The sequence below is a fragment of the Streptomyces cylindrosporus genome, from assembly GCF_022698165.1.
Classification (GTDB): Bacteria; Actinomycetota; Actinomycetes; order Streptomycetales; family Streptomycetaceae; genus Streptomyces; species Streptomyces cylindrosporus.
Genome location: NZ_JALDAY010000004.1, coordinates 593,482 through 616,264 on the forward strand (window position 1 = coordinate 593,482; position 22,783 = coordinate 616,264).

The 22,783-nt window shown below is 69.5% G+C and carries 8 protein-coding genes; 7 read left to right on the top strand and 1 reads right to left on the bottom strand.

What is annotated here, in order from left to right:
- The first annotated feature begins 205 nt into the window (after positions 1 to 205).
- The 4 genes from MQP27_RS15650 (at position 206) to MQP27_RS15665 (ending at position 9,418) form a co-directional block, all read left to right on the top strand.
- Positions 206 to 994 carry an ABC transporter ATP-binding protein gene (locus MQP27_RS15650; protein ID WP_242765729.1) on the top strand — a complete coding sequence of 263 codons (789 nt, stop codon included), beginning with the start codon at positions 206 to 208 and terminating at the stop codon, positions 992 to 994.
- Complete coding sequence (locus MQP27_RS15655) at positions 991 to 3,570, top strand: ABC transporter permease (RefSeq protein WP_242765731.1); 2,580 nt, start codon at positions 991 to 993, stop codon at positions 3,568 to 3,570. Before MQP27_RS15650 ends, MQP27_RS15655 begins: the two co-directional genes overlap by 4 nt.
- Positions 3,571 to 3,847: 277 nt before the next feature.
- Positions 3,848 to 7,378: a transcription-repair coupling factor gene (mfd, locus tag MQP27_RS15660; protein ID WP_242765733.1), complete on the top strand. Its 3,531-nt coding sequence runs from the start codon at positions 3,848 to 3,850 to the stop codon at positions 7,376 to 7,378.
- 27 nt (positions 7,379 to 7,405) lie between these two features.
- On the top strand, positions 7,406 to 9,418 hold the full coding sequence (locus MQP27_RS15665) for an NACHT domain-containing protein (RefSeq protein WP_242765736.1): 2,013 nt from the start codon (positions 7,406 to 7,408) through the stop codon (positions 9,416 to 9,418).
- A gap of 81 nt (positions 9,419 to 9,499) precedes the next feature.
- On the opposite strand, the gene MQP27_RS15670 is transcribed toward MQP27_RS15665, so the two are convergent.
- Complete coding sequence (locus MQP27_RS15670) at positions 9,500 to 9,685, bottom strand: antitoxin (RefSeq protein WP_242765738.1); 186 nt, start codon at positions 9,683 to 9,685, stop codon at positions 9,500 to 9,502.
- Positions 9,686 to 9,873: 188 nt separating this feature from the next.
- Between MQP27_RS15670 and MQP27_RS15675 the strand changes: the two genes are divergently transcribed.
- The 3 genes from MQP27_RS15675 (at position 9,874) to MQP27_RS15690 (ending at position 22,760) form a co-directional block, all read left to right on the top strand.
- Positions 9,874 to 10,590: an HNH endonuclease family protein gene (locus tag MQP27_RS15675; RefSeq protein WP_242765740.1), complete on the top strand. Its 717-nt coding sequence runs from the start codon at positions 9,874 to 9,876 to the stop codon at positions 10,588 to 10,590.
- Positions 10,591 to 10,690: 100 nt separating this feature from the next.
- The gene (locus MQP27_RS15680) at positions 10,691 to 11,434 is read left to right on the top strand and encodes a GNAT family N-acetyltransferase (RefSeq protein WP_242765742.1); all 744 of its coding nucleotides are present in this window, start codon (positions 10,691 to 10,693) and stop codon (positions 11,432 to 11,434) included.
- A 337-nt stretch (positions 11,435 to 11,771) separates the two neighbouring features.
- Positions 11,772 to 22,760 carry a LamG-like jellyroll fold domain-containing protein gene (locus tag MQP27_RS15690; RefSeq protein WP_308289933.1) on the top strand — a complete coding sequence of 3,663 codons (10,989 nt, stop codon included), beginning with the start codon at positions 11,772 to 11,774 and terminating at the stop codon, positions 22,758 to 22,760.
- Positions 22,761 to 22,783 lie beyond the last annotated feature (23 nt).

A 22,783-nucleotide genomic window follows, 5' to 3' on the forward strand; every position in this document is an offset into this window, starting at 1 on the left:
TCCCGCTGGAGGACGAGACGGGCAGGGGGCCGTCCTTAACCTGGCTTTACGCCGCCGGGGGGTGGTTCACCGAACCGGCGGGGGTGGGGTTTTCCCCCGTAGAAGAGGGTGCCGAGCACCAGCGCGCCGGACCCCTTCGCGGCACCAGACTCGTCGACGTACCACTTCGAGCTACTCACTTCTTGACCGACATAGGAGAAATGCCATGACATCGGCCGTGACCATTCCCAGGCACGGGGGCACTGGAGGGCGTACGGCCGTTGCCGCGCGGGCGCGGCAGGTCGTCAAGGCGTACGGGTCCGGTGAGACCCGTGTCGTCGCCCTCGACCACGTCGACGTGGACATCGCCCGCGGGCAGTTCACCGCGATCATGGGCCCCTCCGGCTCCGGCAAGTCCACCCTGATGCACTGCCTCGCCGGCCTCGACACCGTGACCTCCGGGCAGATCTACCTGGACGACACCGAGATCACCGGGCTGAAGGACAAGAAGCTCACGCAGCTGCGCCGGGACCGGATCGGGTTCATCTTCCAGGCGTTCAACCTGCTGCCGACGCTGAACGCGATCGAGAACATCACGCTGCCCATGGACATCGCGGGGCGCAAGCCGGACAAGCAGTGGCTGGCGCGGGTGGTGGACACGGTGGGGCTCTCCGACCGGCTCAAGCACCGCCCGACGCAGCTCTCCGGCGGCCAGCAGCAGCGCGTCGCCGTGGCCCGCGCCCTGGCCGCCCGCCCCGAGATCATCTTCGGCGACGAGCCGACCGGAAACCTCGACTCACGCGCGGGTGCCGAGGTGCTCGGCTTCCTGCGCAGGTCCGTCGACGAGCTCGGCCAGACCATCGTCATGGTCACGCACGACCCGGTGGCGGCCTCGTACGCGGACCGCGTCCTGTACCTCGCCGACGGCCGGATCGTCGACGAGATGTACAAGCCGACCGCGGACGCCGTCCTGGACCGCATGAAGGACTTCGACGCCCGGGGGCGTACGTCATGACCGTCCTGAAGACCTCGATGCGCAACTTCTTCGCGCACAAGGGGCGCATGGCGCTCTCGGCGATAGCCGTGCTCCTGTCGGTGGCGTTCGTCTGCGGGACGCTCGTCTTCACCGACACCATGAACACCACCTTCGACAAGCTGTTCGCGGCCACCTCCTCCGACGTGACGGTCAGCGCCAAGGGCGCCTCGGACACCGGCGAGACCACCTCCGACAACGGCAAGCCGCCGGTCATGCCGGCCTCCGTGGTCACCAAGGTGCGCGACGCCCAGGGCGTGAAGTCGGCGGAGGGGACCGTCTTCTCGACCTCCGTGACCGTCGTCGACGCCAAGAAGGACAGCCTCTCGCCGTCCAGCGGCGCCCCGACCATCGTCGGCAGCTGGAACGGCAACGACGCCCGCACCATGAAGATCACCTCCGGTACGGCGCCCAGGGGCTCCGACCAGGTGATGGTGGACGCCGACACGGTCGACAAGCACCACCTCAAGCTCGGTGACGAGCTCGCGGTGATCAGCGCCGTCGGCACGCACAAGGCACGGATCTCCGGCATCGCCGACTTCCAGGTCACCAACCCCGGCGCGGCGATCTTCTACCTCGACACCAAGACGGCCCAGCAGACCCTGGTCGGCGAGACGGGCGTGTACACGAACGTCAACGTGACGGCCGCGTCCGGGACGACCGACGCCCAGCTCAAGAAGAACGTGATCGCCTCGACGGGCGGCGCCTACAAGGTGCAGACGGCCAAGGAGACCGCCGACGCCAACCAGAAGGACGTCGAGTCCTTCATGAACGTCATGAAGTACGCGATGCTCGGCTTCGCCGGGATCGCCTTCCTCGTCGGCATCTTCCTGATCATCAACACCTTCTCGATGCTGGTCGCCCAGCGCACCCGCGAGATCGGCCTGATGCGGGCCATCGGTTCCTCCCGCAAGCAGGTCAACCGGTCGGTGCTGGTCGAGGCGCTGCTGCTCGGCTTCTTCGGCTCGGTGCTGGGCGTCGGCGCGGGCATCGGCCTAGCGGTCGGCCTGATGAAGCTCATGAGCTCCATGGGTATGCACCTGTCCACCGCCGACCTGACCGTCGCCTGGACCACCCCGGTCGTCGGCCTCCTCCTCGGTGTCGTCGTCACCGTTCTCGCCGCCTACCTGCCCGCCCGCCGGGCCGGCAAGGTCTCCCCGATGGCCGCGCTGCGCGACGCCGGCGCCCCGGCCGACGCCAAGGCGGGCCGCATCCGGGCCCTGATCGGCCTGGTGCTGACCGGCGCCGGCGGCTACTGCCTCTACCTCGCCGCGGGCGTCAGCAAGGCCGCCGACGGCTCGCTGTGGCTGGGCCTGGGCGTCGTACTGTCGCTCATCGGTTTCGTGGTGATCGGCCCGCTGCTCGCGGCCGGTGTCGTACGGGTCCTGGGCGCCGTACTGCTGCGGATGTTCGGCCCCGTCGGCCGCATGGCCGAGCGCAACGCGCTGCGCAACCCGCGCCGCACCGGCGCCACCGGCGCCGCCCTGATGATCGGCCTCGCGCTGGTCGCCTGCCTCTCGGTGGTCGGCTCCTCCATGGTCGCCTCGGCGACGGACCAGCTCGACAAGACCGTCGGCACGGACTTCATCATCCAGTCGGACAGCGGGCAGATGATCACCCCGCAGGCCGTGAAGGCCGTGAAGTCGACGCCGGGGCTGAGCCGGGTCACCGAGTACCGGACGACCAAGGGCGACTGGACCACGCCCGACGGCAAGACGCTCAAGGACACCGACGTCACGGCGGCCGACCCGACGTACGCCACCGACCTGCGGGTCAAGACCGTCGCCGGGAACCTCAAGGACGCCTACCTGCCCGACTCGATGTCGGTCCACGACAAGTTCGCCAAGGCGCACGACATCCACCTCGGCTCGAAGATCAGGATCGCGTTCAAGGACGGCTCCACCGCCAACCTCACGGTCCGGGCCATCACCAGCAGCGACGGCCTGATCGACGCCGGCTCGAAGTACATCTCCATCGCCACGCTGGCGAAGTACGTGCCGGCCGACAAGATGCCACTGGACCAGCTGGTCTTCGCGACGGCCAAGGACGGTCAGCAGGATTCGGCGTACAAGGCCCTGAAGTCGTCCATGCACGACTACCCGCAGTACAAGGTGCGCGACCAGACCGACTACAAGCAGGCGCTGAAGGACCAGATCGGCCAGCTGCTGAACATGATCTACGGCCTGCTGGCGCTGGCGATCGTGGTGGCGATCCTGGGCGTGGTCAACACCCTGGCCCTCTCGGTGGTCGAGCGGACCCGTGAGATCGGCCTGATGCGGGCGATCGGCCTCTCGCGCCGGCAGCTGCGCCGCATGATCCGCATGGAGTCCGTGGTCATCGCCCTCTTCGGCGCCCTGCTCGGCCTCGGCCTGGGCATGGGCTGGGGCGCGACGGCCCAGAAGCTGCTCGCCCTGGAGGGCCTGAAGGTCCTGGAGATCCCGTGGGGCACGATCACCGCGGTGTTCATCGGGTCGGCGTTCGTGGGCCTGTTCGCGGCACTGATCCCGGCGTTCAGGGCGGGCCGGATGAACGTACTGAACGCGATCGCCACCGAGTAGCGGGACACAGGGGGTAAGGCCACCGCATACGGGGGTTGCGGGGGAGGGCCCGGCGCCGGGGAGTCTTGGGGGACTCACCGGCGCCGGGCTGTTTGCCGTTCCTCGGCGGTTCACACCCGGCCAGGGCTCTTCCGCGGTTCACACCCGCAGGGGGTTGTCCACAGGCCCCGGCACCCGCGCGGGCGTCGTCGTAGGCTGGAGATACCCCCGGTCCGCAGCGCGCGCCGGGCGCTTCGTGTTGCCCACCCTCGCCACCCTCGGACGAAAGCCGCCCCGAATGAGCCTGCACGGTCTGCTCGACGCCGTCGTCAAGGACACCGCCCTCGCGGAAGCCGTCACGGCGGCCAGGGACGGTCACCGTATGCACGTCGACCTGGTCGGCCCGCCCGCGGCCCGCCCCTTCGCGGTCGCCGCGCTGGCCCGGGAGACCGGCCGCCCGGTGCTGGCGGTGACGGCGACGGGACGCGAGGCGGAGGACCTGGCCGCCGCCCTCAGGTCGCTGCTCCCGCCGGACGGCGTCGTCGAGTACCCCTCCTGGGAGACCCTCCCGCACGAGCGGCTGAGCCCCCGCAGCGACACCGTGGGCCGCCGCCTCGCCGTCCTGCGCCGTCTCGCCCACCCCACCCCCGACGACCCCGAGACCGGCCCGGTCTCCGTCGTCGTCGCCCCCGTGCGCTCCGTACTGCAGCCGCAGGTCAAGGGCCTCGGCGACCTGGAGCCGGTGGCGCTGAGGACCGGGCAGACCGCCGACCTCAACGCCGTCGTCGACGCCCTCGGCGCCGCCGCGTACGCGCGCGTGGAGCTCGTCGAGAAGCGCGGCGAGTTCGCCGTACGAGGCGGGATCCTCGACGTCTTCCCGCCCACCGAGGAGCACCCCCTGCGCGTCGAGTTCTGGGGCGACGACGTAGAGGAGATCCGCTACTTCAAGGTCGCCGACCAGCGGTCCCTCGAAGTCGCCGAGCACGGCCTGTGGGCGCCTCCCTGCCGGGAGCTCCTGCTGACGGAGGACGTCCGCACGCGCGCGCGTGTCCTCGCCGAACAGCACCCCGAGCTCGGCGAACTGCTCGGCAAGATCGCCGAGGGCATCGCGGTCGAGGGCATGGAGTCACTCGCCCCCGTCCTCGTCGACGACATGGAACTGCTGCTCGACGTCCTGCCCAAGGGCGCCATGGCCGTCGTATGCGATCCGGAGCGGGTACGCACGCGTGCGGCCGATCTCGTGGCGACCTCGCAGGAGTTCCTGCAGGCGTCCTGGGCGGCGACCGCGGGCGGCGGCGAGGCGCCCATCGACGTCGGCGCGGCCTCGCTCTGGTCCATCGCGGACGTCCGGGACCGGGCCCGCGAGCTGGACATGATGTGGTGGTCGGTGTCGCCGTTCGCCGCCGACGAGGACCTGGACGCCGACACCCTCAAGCTCGGCATGCACGCCCCCGAGACCTACCGCGGCGACACCGCGAAGGCCCTCGCCGACACCAAGGGCTGGCTCGCCGACGGCTGGCGCACGGTGTTCGTCACCGAGGGCCACGGCCCCGCGGCCCGCACGGTCGAGGTGCTGGGCGGCGAGGGCATCGCGGCCCGCCTGGACGTCGAACTCGGGGCGATCTCGCCGTCCGTCGTGCACGTGGCGTGCGGCTCGATCGACTACGGCTTCGTCGACACGACGCTGAAGCTGGCGGTCCTGACCGAGACCGACCTCTCCGGCCAGAAGGCGGCCGGCAAGGACGGCGCCCGGATGCCGGCCCGGCGCCGCAAGACCATCGACCCGCTGACCCTGGAGGCGGGCGACTACATCGTCCACGAGCAGCACGGCGTGGGCCGGTACATCGAGATGGTGCAGCGCACCGTGCAGGGCGCGACGCGCGAGTACCTGGTCGTCGAGTACGCGCCCGCCAAGCGCGGCCAGCCCGGGGACCGCCTCTACATCCCCACCGACCAGCTGGAGCAGATCACCAAGTACGTCGGCGGCGAGGCCCCGACCCTCCACCGCCTCGGCGGCGCCGACTGGACGAAGACCAAGGCGCGTGCGAAGAAGGCCGTCAAGGAGATCGCGGCGGACCTCATCAAGCTGTACAGCGCGCGCATGGCGGCCCCCGGCCACTCCTTCGGCCCGGACACCCCCTGGCAGCGCGAACTGGAGGACGCCTTCCCGTACGCGGAGACCCCCGACCAGCTGACCACCATCGCCGAGGTCAAGGAGGACATGGAGAAGACCGTCCCCATGGACCGTCTGATCTGCGGCGACGTCGGTTACGGCAAGACGGAGATCGCGGTGCGGGCCGCCTTCAAGGCGGTCCAGGACGGCAAGCAGGTGGCGGTCCTCGTCCCGACGACCCTCCTGGTCCAGCAGCACTTCGGCACCTTCTCCGAGCGCTACTCCCAGTTCCCGGTCAACGTACGGGCGCTGTCCCGCTTCCAGACGGACACCGAGGCGAAGGCGGTCCTGGAGGGGCTGCGCGAGGGCTCGGTGGACGTCGTCATCGGCACCCACCGCCTGTTCTCCTCGGAGACGAAGTTCAAGGACCTGGGCCTGGTCATCGTCGACGAGGAGCAGCGCTTCGGCGTCGAGCACAAGGAGCAGCTGAAGAAGCTGCGCGCGAACGTCGACGTACTGACGATGTCCGCGACCCCGATCCCCAGGACCCTCGAAATGGCGGTCACGGGCATCCGGGAGATGTCGACGATCACCACGCCCCCCGAGGAACGCCACCCGGTGCTGACGTTCGTCGGCCCGTACGAGGAGAAGCAGATCGGCGCGGCCATCCGCCGCGAACTCCTGCGCGAGGGCCAGGTCTTCTACATCCACAACCGCGTCGAGTCGATCGACCGCGCGGCCTCCCGGCTGCGCGAGATCGTCCCCGAGGCGAGGATCGCGACGGCCCACGGCCAGATGTCGGAGTCGACCCTCGAACAGGTCGTCGTCGACTTCTGGGAGAAGAAGTACGACGTCCTCGTCTCGACGACGATCGTCGAGTCGGGCATCGACATCTCCAACGCCAACACGCTCATCGTCGAGCGGGGCGACAACTTCGGCCTGTCCCAGCTCCACCAGCTGCGCGGCCGGGTGGGCCGGGGCCGGGAGCGCGGCTACGCGTACTTCCTCTACCCCCCGGAGAAGCCGCTCACGGAAACGGCTCACGAGCGCCTGGCCACCATCGCCCAGCACACGGAGATGGGCGCGGGCATGTACGTGGCGATGAAGGACCTGGAGATCCGCGGCGCGGGCAACCTCCTCGGCGGCGAACAGTCCGGCCACATCGCGGGCGTCGGCTTCGACCTGTACGTCCGCATGGTCGGCGAGGCGGTCGCGGACTACCGCGCGTCCCTGGAGGGCGGGGTGGAGGAGGAGCCACCGCTGGAGGTCAAGATCGAGCTCCCGGTCGACGCGCACGTCCCGCACGACTACGCCCCCGGCGAGCGTCTGCGCCTGCAGGCCTACCGCGCCATCGCCTCCGCCAACACGGAGGAGGACATCAAGGCGGTACGCGAGGAACTCGTCGACCGCTACGGCAAGTTGCCCGAACCGGTGGAGAACCTGCTGCTGGTGGCGGGCCTGCGCATGCTGGCCCGCGCGTGCGGCGTGGCCGAGATCGTCCTCCAGGGCAACAACATCCGCTTCGCGCCGGTGGAGTTGCGCGAGTCCCAGGAACTCCGCCTCAAGCGCCTCTACCCCGGGACGGTCATCAAGCCGGCGGTCCACCAGGTGCTGGTGCCGCGGCCGAAGACGGCGAAGGTGGGCGGAAAGCCGTTGGTGGGGCGTGAACTGCTGGGTTGGGCGGGGGAGTTCCTGGCGTCGATTCTGGGGTCGTGATCCGGCGGTCTCCGGCACCATGGGTTCATGGCTGTCGGGGGAGGCGGACACAAGGTCGCCTGGACTGTGGCGACCTGTGCGCTGGTCGCGGGAGCGATGACCTACGCCCTGGCGGGTGCGCACGGCCCGCTCGGGGTGTCGGACCGCAGCGGGCTGGTCTCCATGGTGGTCGGGCTGCCCGCGCTGGTGCTGGCCGTGGTCGCCGCGCTGTGGGCACGTCCGGGTGCGTACGAGGACGAAGAGGCGGCGGTGGCACGACTCGCCAGGGAAGTGCGGTCGGTCGGCGAAGCCACGTGGCTGCAGAGGCTGGGCGGCGATCTGACGGCGATCGACGTGACGTTCACCTTCCGGCCGTACGCGAACGCGCGCGCCGCAGCTCTTCCGCCCACGCCGCAGGGCCAGTTGGAGCGCGTGGTCGAGGACTACCGTGCCCTTCGGCCGCGACGCCTGGTGATCACCGGGGAGCCGGGAGCGGGCAAGACCGTGCTGGCCTGGAAGCTCGTCATGGAGCTGAACAGGACACGCACCGAACACGAACCCGTACCGGTGCTCATGGCGCTGGCCGACTGGGACGAAGAAGAACAGGTGGGCGACTGGATCGCCCGCCATCTGGAACGCGACTACGGTCTGTCCCTGAGGTCCGCCCGTAAGGTCGTGGACGCGCGGATGGTGCTGCCGGTCCTTGACGGACTGGACGAGATGGACGCCTCGGACACCCCGGCGAACCGGTCACGCGCGCGTGTGGCGCTGGAAGCCCTGGCACGCCACCAGGACGGCACGGAGCCGGCGCCCCTGGTGCTGACCTGCCGTACGAGCCGGTACGACGCCCTCGAGGCCGACGCCGACCACATTCTCGACGCGGCGCGCATCGAGATCGACGCGGTCACCGCCGAACGCGCGGTACGTTTCCTCGAACAGCGGGGCGCTGCCCGCAGACCGGCCGTCTGGCAGCCGCTGCTGAACGAGCTGCGCACCGCGCCGGGCGGGGCGGTGAGCCGCGCGCTGTCCACACCGTGGCGGCTGACGCTGGTGGCCACGGTGTACGAACGGGACGGCGATCCGGGGGAGTTGCCTGCCGCTGCGAGCCTGGGTGAGACGGCGGATCTCCTGCTGCGCCGCTATGTGGACGCGGCGGTGGACTCGGTCGGGGACGCTCCGAGAGGGGCCCGGGCCGAGGAGGTGCACCGAAGGCTGGCCGTACTCGCCCGGGCCTTGGACTCGGCGGACGGGGCGCAGACCGATCTGAGTCTGCGGAACCTGAGCGGGCAGCTGGGCGGCCGTCGACCGCGGAACGTGCTGCGCGGGCTGGTCGCCGCGTGCTCGGTGGCATCCCTCTGGCTTCTGGTCATCTCCGACGGCCTCGACCCCGCCACGGTCGCCGTGACGTTGGCCGCGGCGGTCCTCTCACCGGCGATCGTGCTGTCGGAGAGGCTCGAAAGCCGATTCAGGACGGCCTGGTACGTGCCTCCGCTCGGCAGCCCCCTGTGGCGGGTCGGGATCAGACTTACCCTCAACGGACGCGGCCCACGGCGTTGGATGCTGGTCAAGTGCGGGGCTGTGGCGCTCTGTTGGACGATGCTGGTCGCACCACGATCGGTGGGCGGGCTGGGGCAGTGGGCCACTCAGGCACCCCTGGCACCCTGGCTCCTGACGGGAGCCGTCGTCCTGGCGATCTGGTGGCTCGACGTAGCGGCCGTCGGGCCCTCAGGATGGGTTCGTGGAGGCGTCGTCGCGATGACGGGGACAGCCTGCACGCTCCTCGCCGTCTATCTGTCGTGGAACGAGCAGGGCAACGCACTGGTCGCGGTCGTGTCGTTGGGGGCCCTCGCGCTCGCAGGCTGCTGTCAGTGGGTCGAGTACGGCATCTGCCTCCTGCTGACACCCGGCCTCCCCCTCCGGCTGGCGAGATTCCTCGACTGGTGCGTGGTTGCAGGCCTGATGCGTGCCTCGGGCGTCACGTACCAGTTCCGCCATCGGGAGTTCCAGGAGTGGCTGGTGCGGCATCCGCTGCCCGTCCCCGCATCTGTTCCGGCCGACTGAGGCCCCAGCCCCACCCGCGCGTCAGCGGGGTGGGGCTGGATGCGAACACGGCAGAGAGGGAGTCTTCGAGGGGCCCCGGATCTAGGGCTGTTCGGGACGGTCGCGGTCCATGCCGAGTTGGTCCTCGATCTTCTGCTGAGCCTGGTCGACCTGGCCCTCGTACTTGTTGCCCGTCCTCTCGTTGACCTTCTTCTCCGCCATGTCGGACATGTCCTTGGCCTTGTCCTGCATCTGGCGGTTGCTCTTGAACCTGTCGAAGATGCCCATCCAGAGCTCCTTCCGGAGTGACTCAGCAACGACGATACGGCCGATATGCGTGGAATGCACACCGGAAGTGGTGGCGACCGGACCTCCTGAGTGACCCCGTGCGCCCTGCCGCTACGGTGTGCGCGGCGTCGTACAAGGGAAGTCGCACCCTGCGGGGGCGGACCGGGAAGCAAGGGGAGGGACGCATCGTGGTGCGTCTGAGGGGCGGGGCCGCGGTCGCCGTCGTGTTGGTGTTCGCCGTGGCCGGCTGCAAGGCGGAGACGAAGACCGGGTCCGGCGGGCCGCAGGAGACCGGGGGCGGCGGGGCCGCGCTCACGGCGGCCGAGGCGCTGACCGTGAAGGGGCGGGCGCCGAAGACGGGGTACTCGCGCGAACAGTTCGGCACCGCGTGGGCCGACACCGACTCCAACTCCTGCGACACCCGTGACGACATACTGAAACGGGACCTGGAGGACGTGAAGTTCACCGGCGGCACGTGCAAGGTGTCGTACGGCGTACTGGAGTCGGACCCCTACTCCGGCAAGGAGGTCACGTACCGGCGCGGGCGCAGTCTGGTCGACATCGACCATGTCGTCGCGCTCTCGGACGCCTGGCAGAAGGGCGCCAAGTACTGGGACGCCAGCAAGCGGATAGCGCTGGCCAACGATCCGCTGAATCTCATAGCCGTCGACGCGAGTACGAACCGGTCGAAGGGTGACGGTGACACGGCCACCTGGCTGCCGCCGAACAAGGGCTACCGGTGCACCTACGTCGCCGCGCAGGTCGCCGTGAAGAAGAAGTACCAGCTGTGGGTGACCACCGCCGAGAAGGCCGCGATGGAGAAGGTGCTGAAGACCTGCCCGGGGCAGAAGCTCCCCAGCGGCGGAAATCCGACGGAGGCACCGGCACGGTTCCACGCCGGCTGACGGCGGACAGGCCGGTGCTGGCGGCGGACAGGCCGGTCCTGGGGGTCGGCGGCGGGAAATGCGGTTTCCGGGGGCGGGGCGCGCGCCTACCGTGACCCCCATGGAGCTGAAGGTCGCCAGTCTCGCCGCCCGCCCCGAGATGCTGGGGGCGGTGCTCGACATGCCCGACAGCTGGGCGACGTTCACCACCGAGGACCCCGTCGGCAACTCCCACTACGGCCGCATCCCCACCGAGTTCCCGGAGTATGTCCTCTTCGCCGAGAACGAGCGCGGCGAGATCCTCGCCCACGCCTACAGCGTGCCCTTCCGGCTGCACACCGAGGGCCGCGGCGAACTGCCCGACCGCGGCTGGGACCAGGTCCTCGTCTGGGCCTTCGCCGACCTGCGCCGCGGCGTACGCCCCGACACCGTCAGCGCCATCTCGATTGTGGTCCGCCCGGACGCCCAGGGCCTCGGCCTCTCCGGCCGCATGCTGGAGGCGATGCGGGCGGGCGCCCGCGCCCACGGCTTCACCGAGGTCGTCGCCCCGGTCCGCCCGAGCGCCAAGCACCTCGAACCCCACACCCCGATCGAGGAGTACGCCCGCCGGGTACGGGAGGACGGCCTCCCGCACGACCCGTGGCTGCGCGTCCACGCCCGCGCCGGCGCCACCGTCGAACGCGTCGCACCGGCCTCCATGACCGTCGCCGCCTCCCTGGAGGAGTGGCGCGGCTGGACCGGGCTGCCCTTCGACACCCGGGGCGACATCGAGGTGCCGGGCGCGCTGGTGCCGGTGCGCTGCGAACCGGAGCGGGGTTACGCCGTCTACGTCGAGCCCAATGTGTGGATGCGGCACCGCCTTTGAGGGTCTGATCCGCTCACGCCTTCGCGCCTGTCTTCGCATCCGTCATGGAAATCGCAAAGACTTCCGAAAGGAGCAAAGGGGCTCGCGAAGCGAATCGGACAGGTTCAGCAAGGAACGGTCAAGCTCGGCTCAAGATAGCTCCTTTGCTCTATTCACTCTTTGTTTACAACAGGCAAGATCTCTCCGTTTTCTGTGATCACTCTGTCAGTTCGCCAACTGACGCTGTGGCCTGCCCTGTTGTGCTCATCCGAGTGTTGGAGTCCCCGCCGTGCGCATCCGGCCCCTCAGCCGTGCCCGCTCCACCCGCCCTCCACGGCGCTCCCGCCGAGGTGTCGCGGTGCTCGTGCTCACGGCGCTCGCCTTCATGTGGACGACGCAGACAGCGGCGGCCACCGGCGCCGAACTGCACGCCGTGGACGTCTCGTTGCCGAGCCTGTCCTCCCTCACGGCCTGGCTGCAGGACCCGCACTGGGGCCGGCTGCCCGCGGAGAAGTCGGGCACCGCCGCCGGCAAGCGGCACCACGTCTCTGCCCAGGCCACCGAGGCGCACCGGGGCACGGGCCGTAAGCCCGGCAAGGGCAAGGGCGAACTCGCCACGTACAAGGCGCACCGGGCGACCGTGAAGCGCGGCAAGAGCGCCGGCGGCGGTGTCTTCGACGCCAAGACCAGCAAGCGGGACGCGGCCAAGTCCTCGCGCACGGACACCGTGTACGACAACGCCGACGGGTCCACCACCAGACGGATCTATCCCTCGACCGTCAACTACCAGGTCGGCAAGGGCAGATGGGCGCCCATCGACGTGGACGTGCGGGCCGGCCCGGACGGGCGCTGGTACGAGAAGGCCAACTCCGTCGGCGTCGACTTCGCCGCGAAGGCCGACGACTCCGACCTCGTCTCCCTCGCCCCCGACGAGAAGCACTCCGTCGCCTACGAACTGAAGGGCGCCAAGTCCGTCAAGGGCACGGCCGACGGCTCCCGCGTCACCTACACCGGCGTCCTCGCCGACACCGATCTCCAGGTCGCCCCCACGGCCACCGGCGTCAAGGAAGCCGTCGTCCTGCACTCGGCGGACGCCGCGAACTCCTGGACCTTCCCGCTCCACCTCAAGGGCCTCACCCCCGTCCAGCACAAGGACGGCTCGATCGTGCTGCGCGACGCCGCCGGCAAGACTGTCGAGCGCATCCCTTCGTCGTACGCGTACGACTCGAAGGTCGACCCGCGCTCCGGTGACCCGGCCACCACGCACGACGTGACCACGACCCTCGTGCGGCAGGGCGGCGGCTACGCGCTGAAGATCACCCTCGACCAGACCTGGTTGCAGGACGCGCACCGCGTCTTCCCGGTCACCGTCGACCCGACCGTCACCGACGGCTGGACCACGACCTACGCCGAGTCCGGCGCGGCCGGCGACCACTCCTACGAGCAGACGATCAAGGTCGGTTCGTACGACTCGGGCACGCACTCCGCGGCGAGCTACGTCAACCACTGGGACACCGCCTGGGACGCGAGCGGCGCGACCGTCACCGCGGCCACCCTGCACCTGTTCGACACCTGGGCCTCCACCTGCACCGCCGAGCGCTTCGACGTCGCCCTGGTGACGAAGGCCTGGACGCCCGAGGGCGTCACCTCCTACCCCGGCCCGACCTACGGCTCCTCCATCGGCAACGCGACCCCCAGCGTCCCGACCGCCTGCGCGAACACCGCCGCGGACCGGACCGTCGGCGACTGGGTGAGCGTCTCGCTGTCCACCTCCGCGATCCAGGGCTGGTTCAGCGGTACGACGGCCGACTACGGCCTCGCGGTGTACGCGTCGACGACCGACGCCCTGCACTGGAAGCAGTTCGGTTCCTTCAACGACCCCTCGCTCGGCCCGTACATCACGGTCACCTACACCGGCAACACCGCCCCGCAGCTCTACGAGCAGTTCCCGGCGGACAACGCGGTCGTCGGCACCACCACCCCCGAGCTCACCGCCTGGGCGGGCGGCGCCAACTCCACCAGCGGCAGCGGCAACCAGTACCAGTTCAAGGTCTACGACGCGAACAACGCGCTCGTCGCCGACTCGGGCCTGGTCTCCACGGGCGACTGGACCGTGCCGGCCGGCAAGCTCGCCTGGGGCAAGAACTACAACTGGGAAGTACAGGCGTACGACTCCACGACCGGGCTCTATTCACCCGCCGATCCCTACGAGTTGTCCGTCCAGGTGCCCCAGCCCGTCATCACCTCGGGCCTGTCGCAGAACAGCAGCGACCACGGATTCGACGCCTCCATAGGCAACTACACGACCTCCGACACGGACGCCTCGATCTCGACCGTCGGCCCGTCCCTGGACGTCGAGCGCGACTACAACTCCCGTGACCCGCGCTGGACCGGAGCCTTCGGCGCCGGCTGGTCGTCCATCCTCGACTCACGCGCGACCGAGCAGTACAACAGCGCCGGGACCGTCACCGGCGTCAACGTCACCTATCCGGACGGCTCCCAGGTCGGCTACGGCAAGAACAGCGACGGCACCTTCGCGCCGGGCACCGGCCGCTGGGCCACGTTCAAGACGGTCACCGGCGGCTACAGCCTGACCGACAAGGACGACACGGTCTACGCCTTCACCACCTCGCTGGGCTCGGGCGGCTACGGCCTGACGACCGTCACGGACGCCAACGGCCGCTCCATCAACCTGACGTGGACCAGCGGACACGTCACCAAGATGAAGTCCGCGGTCTCCGGGCGCTCCCTGAACTTCGCCTGGTCCACGCCGAGCGGCGCCCTCGCCGCGCACGTCGCGACCGTCACCACCGACCCGGTCACCAACGGCGACTCCACGACCGTACTGACCTGGAACTACGGTTACACGGGCGACCAGTTGACGACCGTGTGCGCGCCCCTGTCGACGACGAAGTGCACGACGTACGGCTACACGACCGGCTCGCAGTACCAGAACGCCTCCCTCGACCTCGACCCGAGCGCCGCCTGGCCGCTCACCGAGAGCTCCGGCACCACCGCGAAGGACGCGGTCCTCGCCAACGAGGGCACCAAGAACGCCACGTACGAGAACGTGACGCTCGGCGCGGCCGGCCCGCTCACCGGGTCCTCCTCGACCGCGGCCTCCTTCAACGGCACCACCTCCGACGTCGCGCTGCCGAAGAACACCGGCAACGACACCGACTCGGGCGCCCTCTCCCTGTGGTTCAAGACCTCGGCCGGGCCGGGCGTCCTCTACTCCTACGCCTCCCAGCCGATCGGCTCCGGACAGGCGGCCGGCTTCTACACGCCGTCGATCTACGTCGGCACCGACGGCAAGCTGAACGCCGAGTTCTGGTACAGCGGCGGCGTCAACCCGATCGTCTCCTCGGCGTCCGTCGCCGACGGCAAGTGGCACCACGTGGTGCTCAGCGCCGCGGGCAACTCGCAGACGCTGTTCCTGGACAACACCAAGGTCGGCTCGCGCTCGGGCACCGTCTCCATCAAGAGCGCGGTCGCCTTCGGCAAGAACCAGGTCTTCAACTACCTCGGCACCGGCTTCCTCGGCGGCAGCTGGCCCGACGAGCCGCACAGCAGCTCCAGCGACGGCACCGGCTACGCCACCTACTTCACCGGCTCGATCGCCGACGTCGCCTGGTACGGGCGGCCGTTGGTCGCCGCCGACGTCAACGCCCTCTACCAGTACGGCACCCACTCCGCGAGCCTGCTCACCTCGGTCAAGCGGCCGTCCGGCAAGACCTTCGCCGCGATGACGTACGACCCGGCGACCACGGCGCTGACCCAGCTCACCGACGAGAACGGCGGCGTCTGGAAGCTGGCCGTGCCCACGGTCGCCGGTTCCAGCCAGACCTACCGGGGCGCGGTGCTCGGCGGCGGTCCCGCCGGCTACTACCGGCTCGGGGAGGCGGCCGGCGCGACCACGGCCGTCAACGAGGTGCACGGCGGCGACGGCACCTACAGCGGGGTGACGCTCGGCGCGACCGGCCCGTTCAGCGACGCCAAGGCCGCGAGCTTCGACGGCAGCGCCTCCTATGTCGAGCTGCCGAAGTCGGTGCAGTTCGGCACCAGTGACCGCAGCCTCGAACTCTGGTTCAAGACCGCGAGCCAGGGCGTCATCGTCGGTGCCCAGTCGGCGACGATATCCGGCGCGACCGCCGCGTCCGGCACCTGGGCGCCCCTGCTGTACGTCGGCAGCGACAACAAGCTGCACGGCCACTTCTACTCGGGCAGCGGCTCGGGCTCCACGGCGTTCGGCTCGACCGGCACGGTCACCGACAACACCTGGCACCACGTGGCCATCACGGCCTCCGGCGCCACCCAGACCATGTACCTGGACGGCGTCCAGCAGTCCAGCTACTCCGGCACCCCGGCCGACCAGACCTACAACCACCTCTACCTGGGCGCCGGTTTCGCCAAGAGCTGGCTCGACTCCCCGGGCGACGTCAGCCACTTCACCGGCTCCATCGCCGACGCGGCGTTCTACCACACGGCGTTGACGGCGGCCGACGTCGCCGCGCACGTCGAGGCCGGCAAGAACTCCAGCGGGCTGCTCCCGGTCGAGACGGTCAAGGTGACCTCGCCGACCACGTCCACCCTGACGTACACCTACGACGTCGACAACGGCAACCGCGCCCTGACCGAGACCGACGGCCTCGGCAACAAGACCAGCTTCGGCTACGACACGGCCGGCTTCGAGCACACGGTCACCGACCCCAACGGCGCGGTCACCACCACCGGGCACGACGTCCGCGGCAACATCGTCTCGTCGACGAACTGCCAGGACCAGATCGCCAACAAGTGCAACACCGAGTACTACTCGTACTACCCGGACGACACCACCGCGCAGCTGACGACGGCCGACCCGCGCAACGACCAGCTGCTGACCGAGCGCGACGGCCGCTCGGCGTCCGCGACCGACAACACCTACCTGACGTCGTACACCTACGACTCGGCGGGCAACCAGACCGTCGTCACCGGCCCGGCCGTCCCCGGCTTCCCGAGCGGCCGCGCGACGACCACGGTCTACAGCGACGGCACCAGCACCTATCCGTCCGCCGACGGCGGGGTCGTCCCCAAGGGCCTGCCGGTGAAGACGGTCAGCCCCGGCGGCGCGGTCAACACGGTCTCCTACTTCGCCAACGGCGACGTCGCCTCCACCACCGACGCCATCGGCCTCGTCACCTCGTACACCTACGACGGTGTGGGCCAGGTCCTGACCCAGAAGGTCGTCTCCGACACCTACCCGAACGGGCTCACGACCACCTACACCTACGACAAGAACGGCCAGGTCACCACCGAGAGCGACCCGCAGATCACCGACCGGGTCCAGGGCGCCACGCACTCCGCGGTCTCCAGCACGGTCTACGACGACGACGGCGACGTCCTCTCCCAGACCGTCTCCGACGCGAGCGGCGGCGACGCCTCGCGCACCGAGACGCAGACCTACGACGCCTACGACCGGCTGCTGACCGAGTCCGACGCCAACGTCGCGGCGGGCACCTCGTACGGCAACACGACGACGTACTCCTACGACACCTCCGGCAACAAGACCAAGGAGGTGACGAGCGCCGGCAACGAGACCGACTACACCTACGACGACAACGGCAACTTGCTCACGCAGGCGCTGATGTACACGGGTGACCCGGTCAACCCGCAGACCGCGACCTCGCTCGTGGAGTCCTCCCGCGCCTACGACCCGGCCGGACGGCTGGCGTCGATCACCGACGCGATGGGCAACAAGACGGCGTACACCTACACCGACGACGGCCTCACCGCGACGGTGAAGAGGACCAGTTCGGACGGCAGCAGCACCTACACCCTGGAGTCGGACACCTACGACGCGGCCGGCAACCTGCTGTCCCAGACGACCGACAACGGCGAGAACGTCACCAACTACACGGTCGACGCCTCCGACCGGACGACCTCGACGACCGTCGACCCGACGGGTGTCGACCGCGTGTCGACGGTTTCGTACACCCCGGACGACCAGGTCGCCTCCGAGAACGACCACGACGCGACCGGTTACGACCGCACCACCACCGACACGTACGACGACATGGGCAACCTGCTCAGCGAGACGCTGTACGGGGACGCCTCGGGGCACCCGGCCGGCTGGTGGAAGCTGAACCAGACCAGCGGCCGCAGCGTCACCGACGCGTCGGGCACGGGCAACACGGCGACCGCCGGGGCGGGCGTCAACTGGTCGGACGACGCGGCCCAGTTCAGCGGCGACACCAGCGGCGCGGGCGACATCATCGCCACCAACAGCCCGGTCCTGGACACCAGCGCCTCCTACACCGTCTCGGCGTGGGTGAAGCTGTCCGACACGTCCACCTTCCGGACCTTCGTCTCGCAGGGCGGCACCAACCGCTCCTCCTTCTACCTCCAGTACGCCTCCAGCCAGGGCGTCTTCCGCCTCATCTCACCGAGCGAGGACTCCTCCGGCACCCCGTCGGCGTACTACAACGCCTACGCCTCCAGCGCCCCCGCGCTGAACACCTGGACCCATCTAGTCGGCGTCTTCGACCAGTCGACGGGCACCATGAGCCTGTACGTCAACGGCGCCCTCGCGGACACCGCGAGCAACCCGGCGCCGTGGACCGGCTCGGGACCGCTGTCCATCGGCGGCGCGAAGACCGCCGGCGGCGCGGTCAGCAACGCCGTCAACGGCGCGGTCAGCAACGTCCAGACCTACCAGCGGGCGCTGTCGGCGAGCGAGATCAACTCCCTCTACGGCAAGGGCCGTTCGGGCGGCACGGTCGGTTCCTCGGACCAGCAGACCACCAAGTACACGTACGACAAGCGGGGTCTGCCCACCTCCGAGACGGACCCGGAGCAGCACACCACCAACTACGACTACGACGAGGCCGGCAACCTGGTGGCCACCACGGCCCCGGCCGTCCAGGCGGAGCCCGACGGCATCGCCGCCAACGCGGCGACGGTCCGCCCGGTCACCTACAGCGGCTTCAACACCTTCGGTGAGGCGGTCGCAGAGAAGGACCCGAACGGCCTGGTCACCACCACGGCCTACGACGCCGACGGCAACAAGGTCAGCGAGACCCTGCCGTCGTACACCCCGGCGGGCGCCTCGAACCCCAACGCGGGCACGACCGTCTGGACGTACGACAGCGAGGGCAACCAGACCAGCGAGACCACGCCGGGCGGCAGGACCACGTCCTACCTCTACGACCAGATGGGCGACCTGGCCCAGACGACCGCCCCCGACGGCACCAAGATCCACGCCACCTACGACGCCAACGGCGAACAGCGCACGGCCACGGACGGCACGGGCGCGCAGACCCAGGCGACGTACGACTTCCTGGGCCGCCAGGTCACCTCCACCACGCTGGAGCGCTATCCGTCGACGCGCACGCTGACGACGAACTACTCGTACGGGGTGACGACCGGCAACCCGTACGGCGCGCACGTGGCGTCGGTGACGAGCCCCGGCGGCGTGAAGTCGTCGTACACCTACAACCGGGCGGGTGACGTCACCTCGGTGACCGACGGCGCGGGCAACTCCACGTCCTACGCCTACGACTTCGAGGACAACAACACCAGGACGACGCTGGCGGACGGCAGTTACACGGTCACCGACTACAACGTCGACGACGACCCGACGGCGACCCGCAGCTACGACTCGAACGGCACGCTGCTGTACAGCACTTCGCAGCAGTACGACGGCAACGGCAACCTGGTCGCGGCGACGGACGCCAACCAGCACACCACCCGCTGGACGTACGACGCGGCGGGCACCATCACCCAGCAGGTCGAGCCGGTCGACGCGACGACCTCGATCACCACGTCCTTCGGCTACGACCAGGCCGGCAACCGCACCCGCTTCACCGACGGCCGCGGCAACAACTGGCGCTACAGCTACACCCCGTGGGGCCAGCAGGAGAAGGTGATCGAGCCGACGACCTCGCAGTACACGACGGCCGCGGACTCGACGACGACCTTCGCCTACGACGCGGACGGCAACGTCACCTCGGCCACCGCGCCCGGCGGGGTCACGACGTCGATGACGTACGACGCCAACGACCAGCTGAAGACGATGTCGGGTTCGGGTGCGGAGGCCGCCACGGCCAAGCACACGTTCTCCTACGACGCCGACGGCCGGGTCACATCGGCGGCCACGGACACGGCGGGCACGTCGGGTGCGATCGACTACCAGGCGTCCACGAGCGACTCGTTCACGTACGACGACCGCGGCGACGTCCTGACGGCCTCCGGTTCGGCGGGTTCGTCGAGCTTCACGTACAACGACGACGGTTCGATGCTCTCGCGGACCGACGCGGCGGGCACACAGTCGTACGGCTACGACACCGCGGGCCGGCTGTCCTCCCTGGACGACGCGGCGAGCGGCACCCATCTGACGTACACGTACGACCAGTTGAACAACGTCAAGACCATCAAGTACGGCAGCACCGGCCAGACCCGCACCTTCGGCTACAACAGCGCGCACGAGCTGACCAGCGACGTGCTGGTGCAGGGCGCGTCGACGCTGTCGAGCTTCAGCTACGGCTACGACAACAACGGCAACCTGACGTCGAAGACGACGGCGGGTGTGACGGGCGCGTCGTCGAACACGTACACCTACGACTGGTCGGACCGCCTCACCTCCTGGAACAACGGCACGGCCACGACGGCGTACCAGTACGACGCCTCCGGCAACCGCGTGCGGGTCGGCTCGGACGTGTACACGTACGACGCCCGGGACCAGCTGACCTCGGACGGCACCAACTCGTACACGTACTCGGCGCGCGGCACGATGACCCAGGAGTCGTCGACGGCGGGCGGCACGGCCGCCTTCAAGACGGACGCCTTCGGCGACCAGATCGTGGCCGGCACGCAGTCGTACACGCTGGACGCGCTCGGCCGGAACATCACGGACACCGACACGAGCGGGGCCACGACCAGGACCTTCGCCTACTCGGGCGCGGACAACACGATCGCGACGGACGGCGACGCGTCGTACACGTACGACCCGTCGGGCGGCCTGGTCGGGGTGAAGGGGTCGGGTTCGTCGACCGGGGCCCTGGCCCTGACGGACCTGCACGACGACGTGGTGGGCACCTTCACGTCGGGTGCGACGTCCTTGTCCGGCTCGGCGACGTACGACCCGCTGGGCAAGGTGACGGCGGTCGCGTCACTGATCGGCCATCTCGGCTTCCAGTCGGGCTGGACGGAACCGGGCACGGGTGACGTGGGCACGGCCTCACGCTGGTACAACCCGAACACGGGCGAGTTCCTGAACAAGGACAGCGTCTCGCCGAACCCGATGCCGGACTCGGCGGCGGCGAACCCGTTCGCCTACGTCGACGACAACCCGCTGGTGGGCACGGACGAGTCGGGCCACTGCTCCTGGTGGACGGGCTCGTGCGAGGTGAAGGCCGCCAAGCACGTGGCGAAGAAGGTCAAGCACGTCGCGAAGGCCGTCTACCACGCGGCCAAGCACGTGGCGCGCAAGGTCGTCCACGCGGTCAAGCACGCGGCCCACAAGGTCGTGCACCGGGTGCGGGACGTGTACCGGGCGACGGTGCGGGTGACGCGGCGGGTGTACCACTACACCGTCCGGCATGTGAAACGCGTGTATCACGCGGCGGTCCATGCGGTGCATACGGCGTATCACAAGGTCTCGAAGGCCGTGCACCGCGTGGTCCACGCGGTGAAGAAGGCGGCGCACAAGGTCGCGCATGCCGTGAAGAAGGCGGCGAAGGCGGTCGCCCATGCGACACGCACCGCGTACCACGCCACGGTGAAGGCGGTGAAGTCGACCGCGAAGTTCGTCAAGCACCACGCGGCGGCGATCACGTCGATCGTGGTCTCGACGGTGGTCTTCGCGGGCTGCGAGGCGGCGACAGCGGGCGTCGGCACGATCGGCTGCGCGGCGCTCGCGGGTGCGGCGGGATCCCTGGTCGAACAGGGCTTCAAGTGCGCCCAGAACGGCGGCGGCGACTGCAGCGTCGGAGCCTTCGCGGGCTCGGCGGTCGAGGGCGCGGTGACGGGCGCGGTGGGCGGCGCCCTGGGTTCCCTGGGCGGCAAGCTCCTTGCCAAGGCGGCGCCGAAGGCCATGGAGGTCGTCGGCGGACTGTTCGGGAAGGCGGCGGAGGCCGGGGAGGCCGGGGCGGCGGATGCCACGGACGAGGCGGCGGCTACGGCGGAGTCGGAGGCGGCGGGGTCGAGGAGTCAGTCGCAGTCCAAGACAACGTGTCACAGCTTCACGGCCGGCACCCGGGTGCTGATGGCCGACGGTACGGCCAAGGCGATCGACCAGGTGAAGGTGGGCGACACCATCGCCAACTCGGTGCCGGGCGTGGCGGGTACACAGGCGCACAAGGTCACCGCGGTGATCGTGACGCACACGGACCACGACTTCGTTGATCTGACCGTCAGGGCAACGGCTGAGGGCGGTGCGAAGCACAGTGTGAAGGCGGGGGCGAAGTCCCTGGCCAAGAAGGTCGCCCGCAAGGCGGCGTTCGGACTGGCGGCCTCGGCTGCGGTTCTGGGCGCACTGGCGGCGAGCCACGGTCACGGCTCCGGTCAGGAGCCGGTGGCCAAGACGGTCGCAGCGTTGTCCTCGGCCGCGTCCGGGCAGAGCGGCAAGGCAGTTGCCGGGGAGACGTCGGGCGACCAGGGCGGGCAGCTGACGACGACGTTCCACCACCCGTTCTACGACGAGACCCGATCGGCATTCGTCGAGGCGAAGGCCCTGAAGCCCGGCGACGTCCTTCGGACTCCGACCGGTACCACCGAGGTCACTGGTGTCCGCCTGTACCACGCGAACACCACGACATACGACCTCACCATCGGCAGCCTGCACACCTATTACGTGGATGCGGGCAGCACGCCGGTCCTCGTCCACAACTGCGATGGCGATCGCTACAGCCATGGCGGGAGCGTCCGTTATGAGGGGCTGGACGAGTTGGGACGCCCACAGGGTGCTCACGCGTCGCTGGACAGGTCAATGTTGGACACAGGCACTGAGGCCGGCGGTACGCGTCCGCCGGGGTGGCGGGGCAACGGGAACGACTACAACGAAGCACGCGGCCACCTTTTGGCCAACCGGCTTGGCGGAGCGGGCAAGGGGCCTCTGGCTCGCTATAACCTGGTAACCCTTACACAGAATCCTGTCAACTCGCCATGGATGCGGGATATGGTCGAACAGCCCATTTACGACGCCGTGGACGCGGGCGAGATCGTGCAGTATTCGGTGAAGCCGATCTACGAGGGAGCGAACCCGATTCCGATCCGTCTGGAGTTTTCGGCGTCAGGAAACAAGGGATTCAGCCTTTCCGGGTTCCTGGAAAATCCGGCGGCGGGCGTAATGTCGGGGAAGTTTAGTTTCTAGAGTTTCTGGTCGCGTGAGTGATC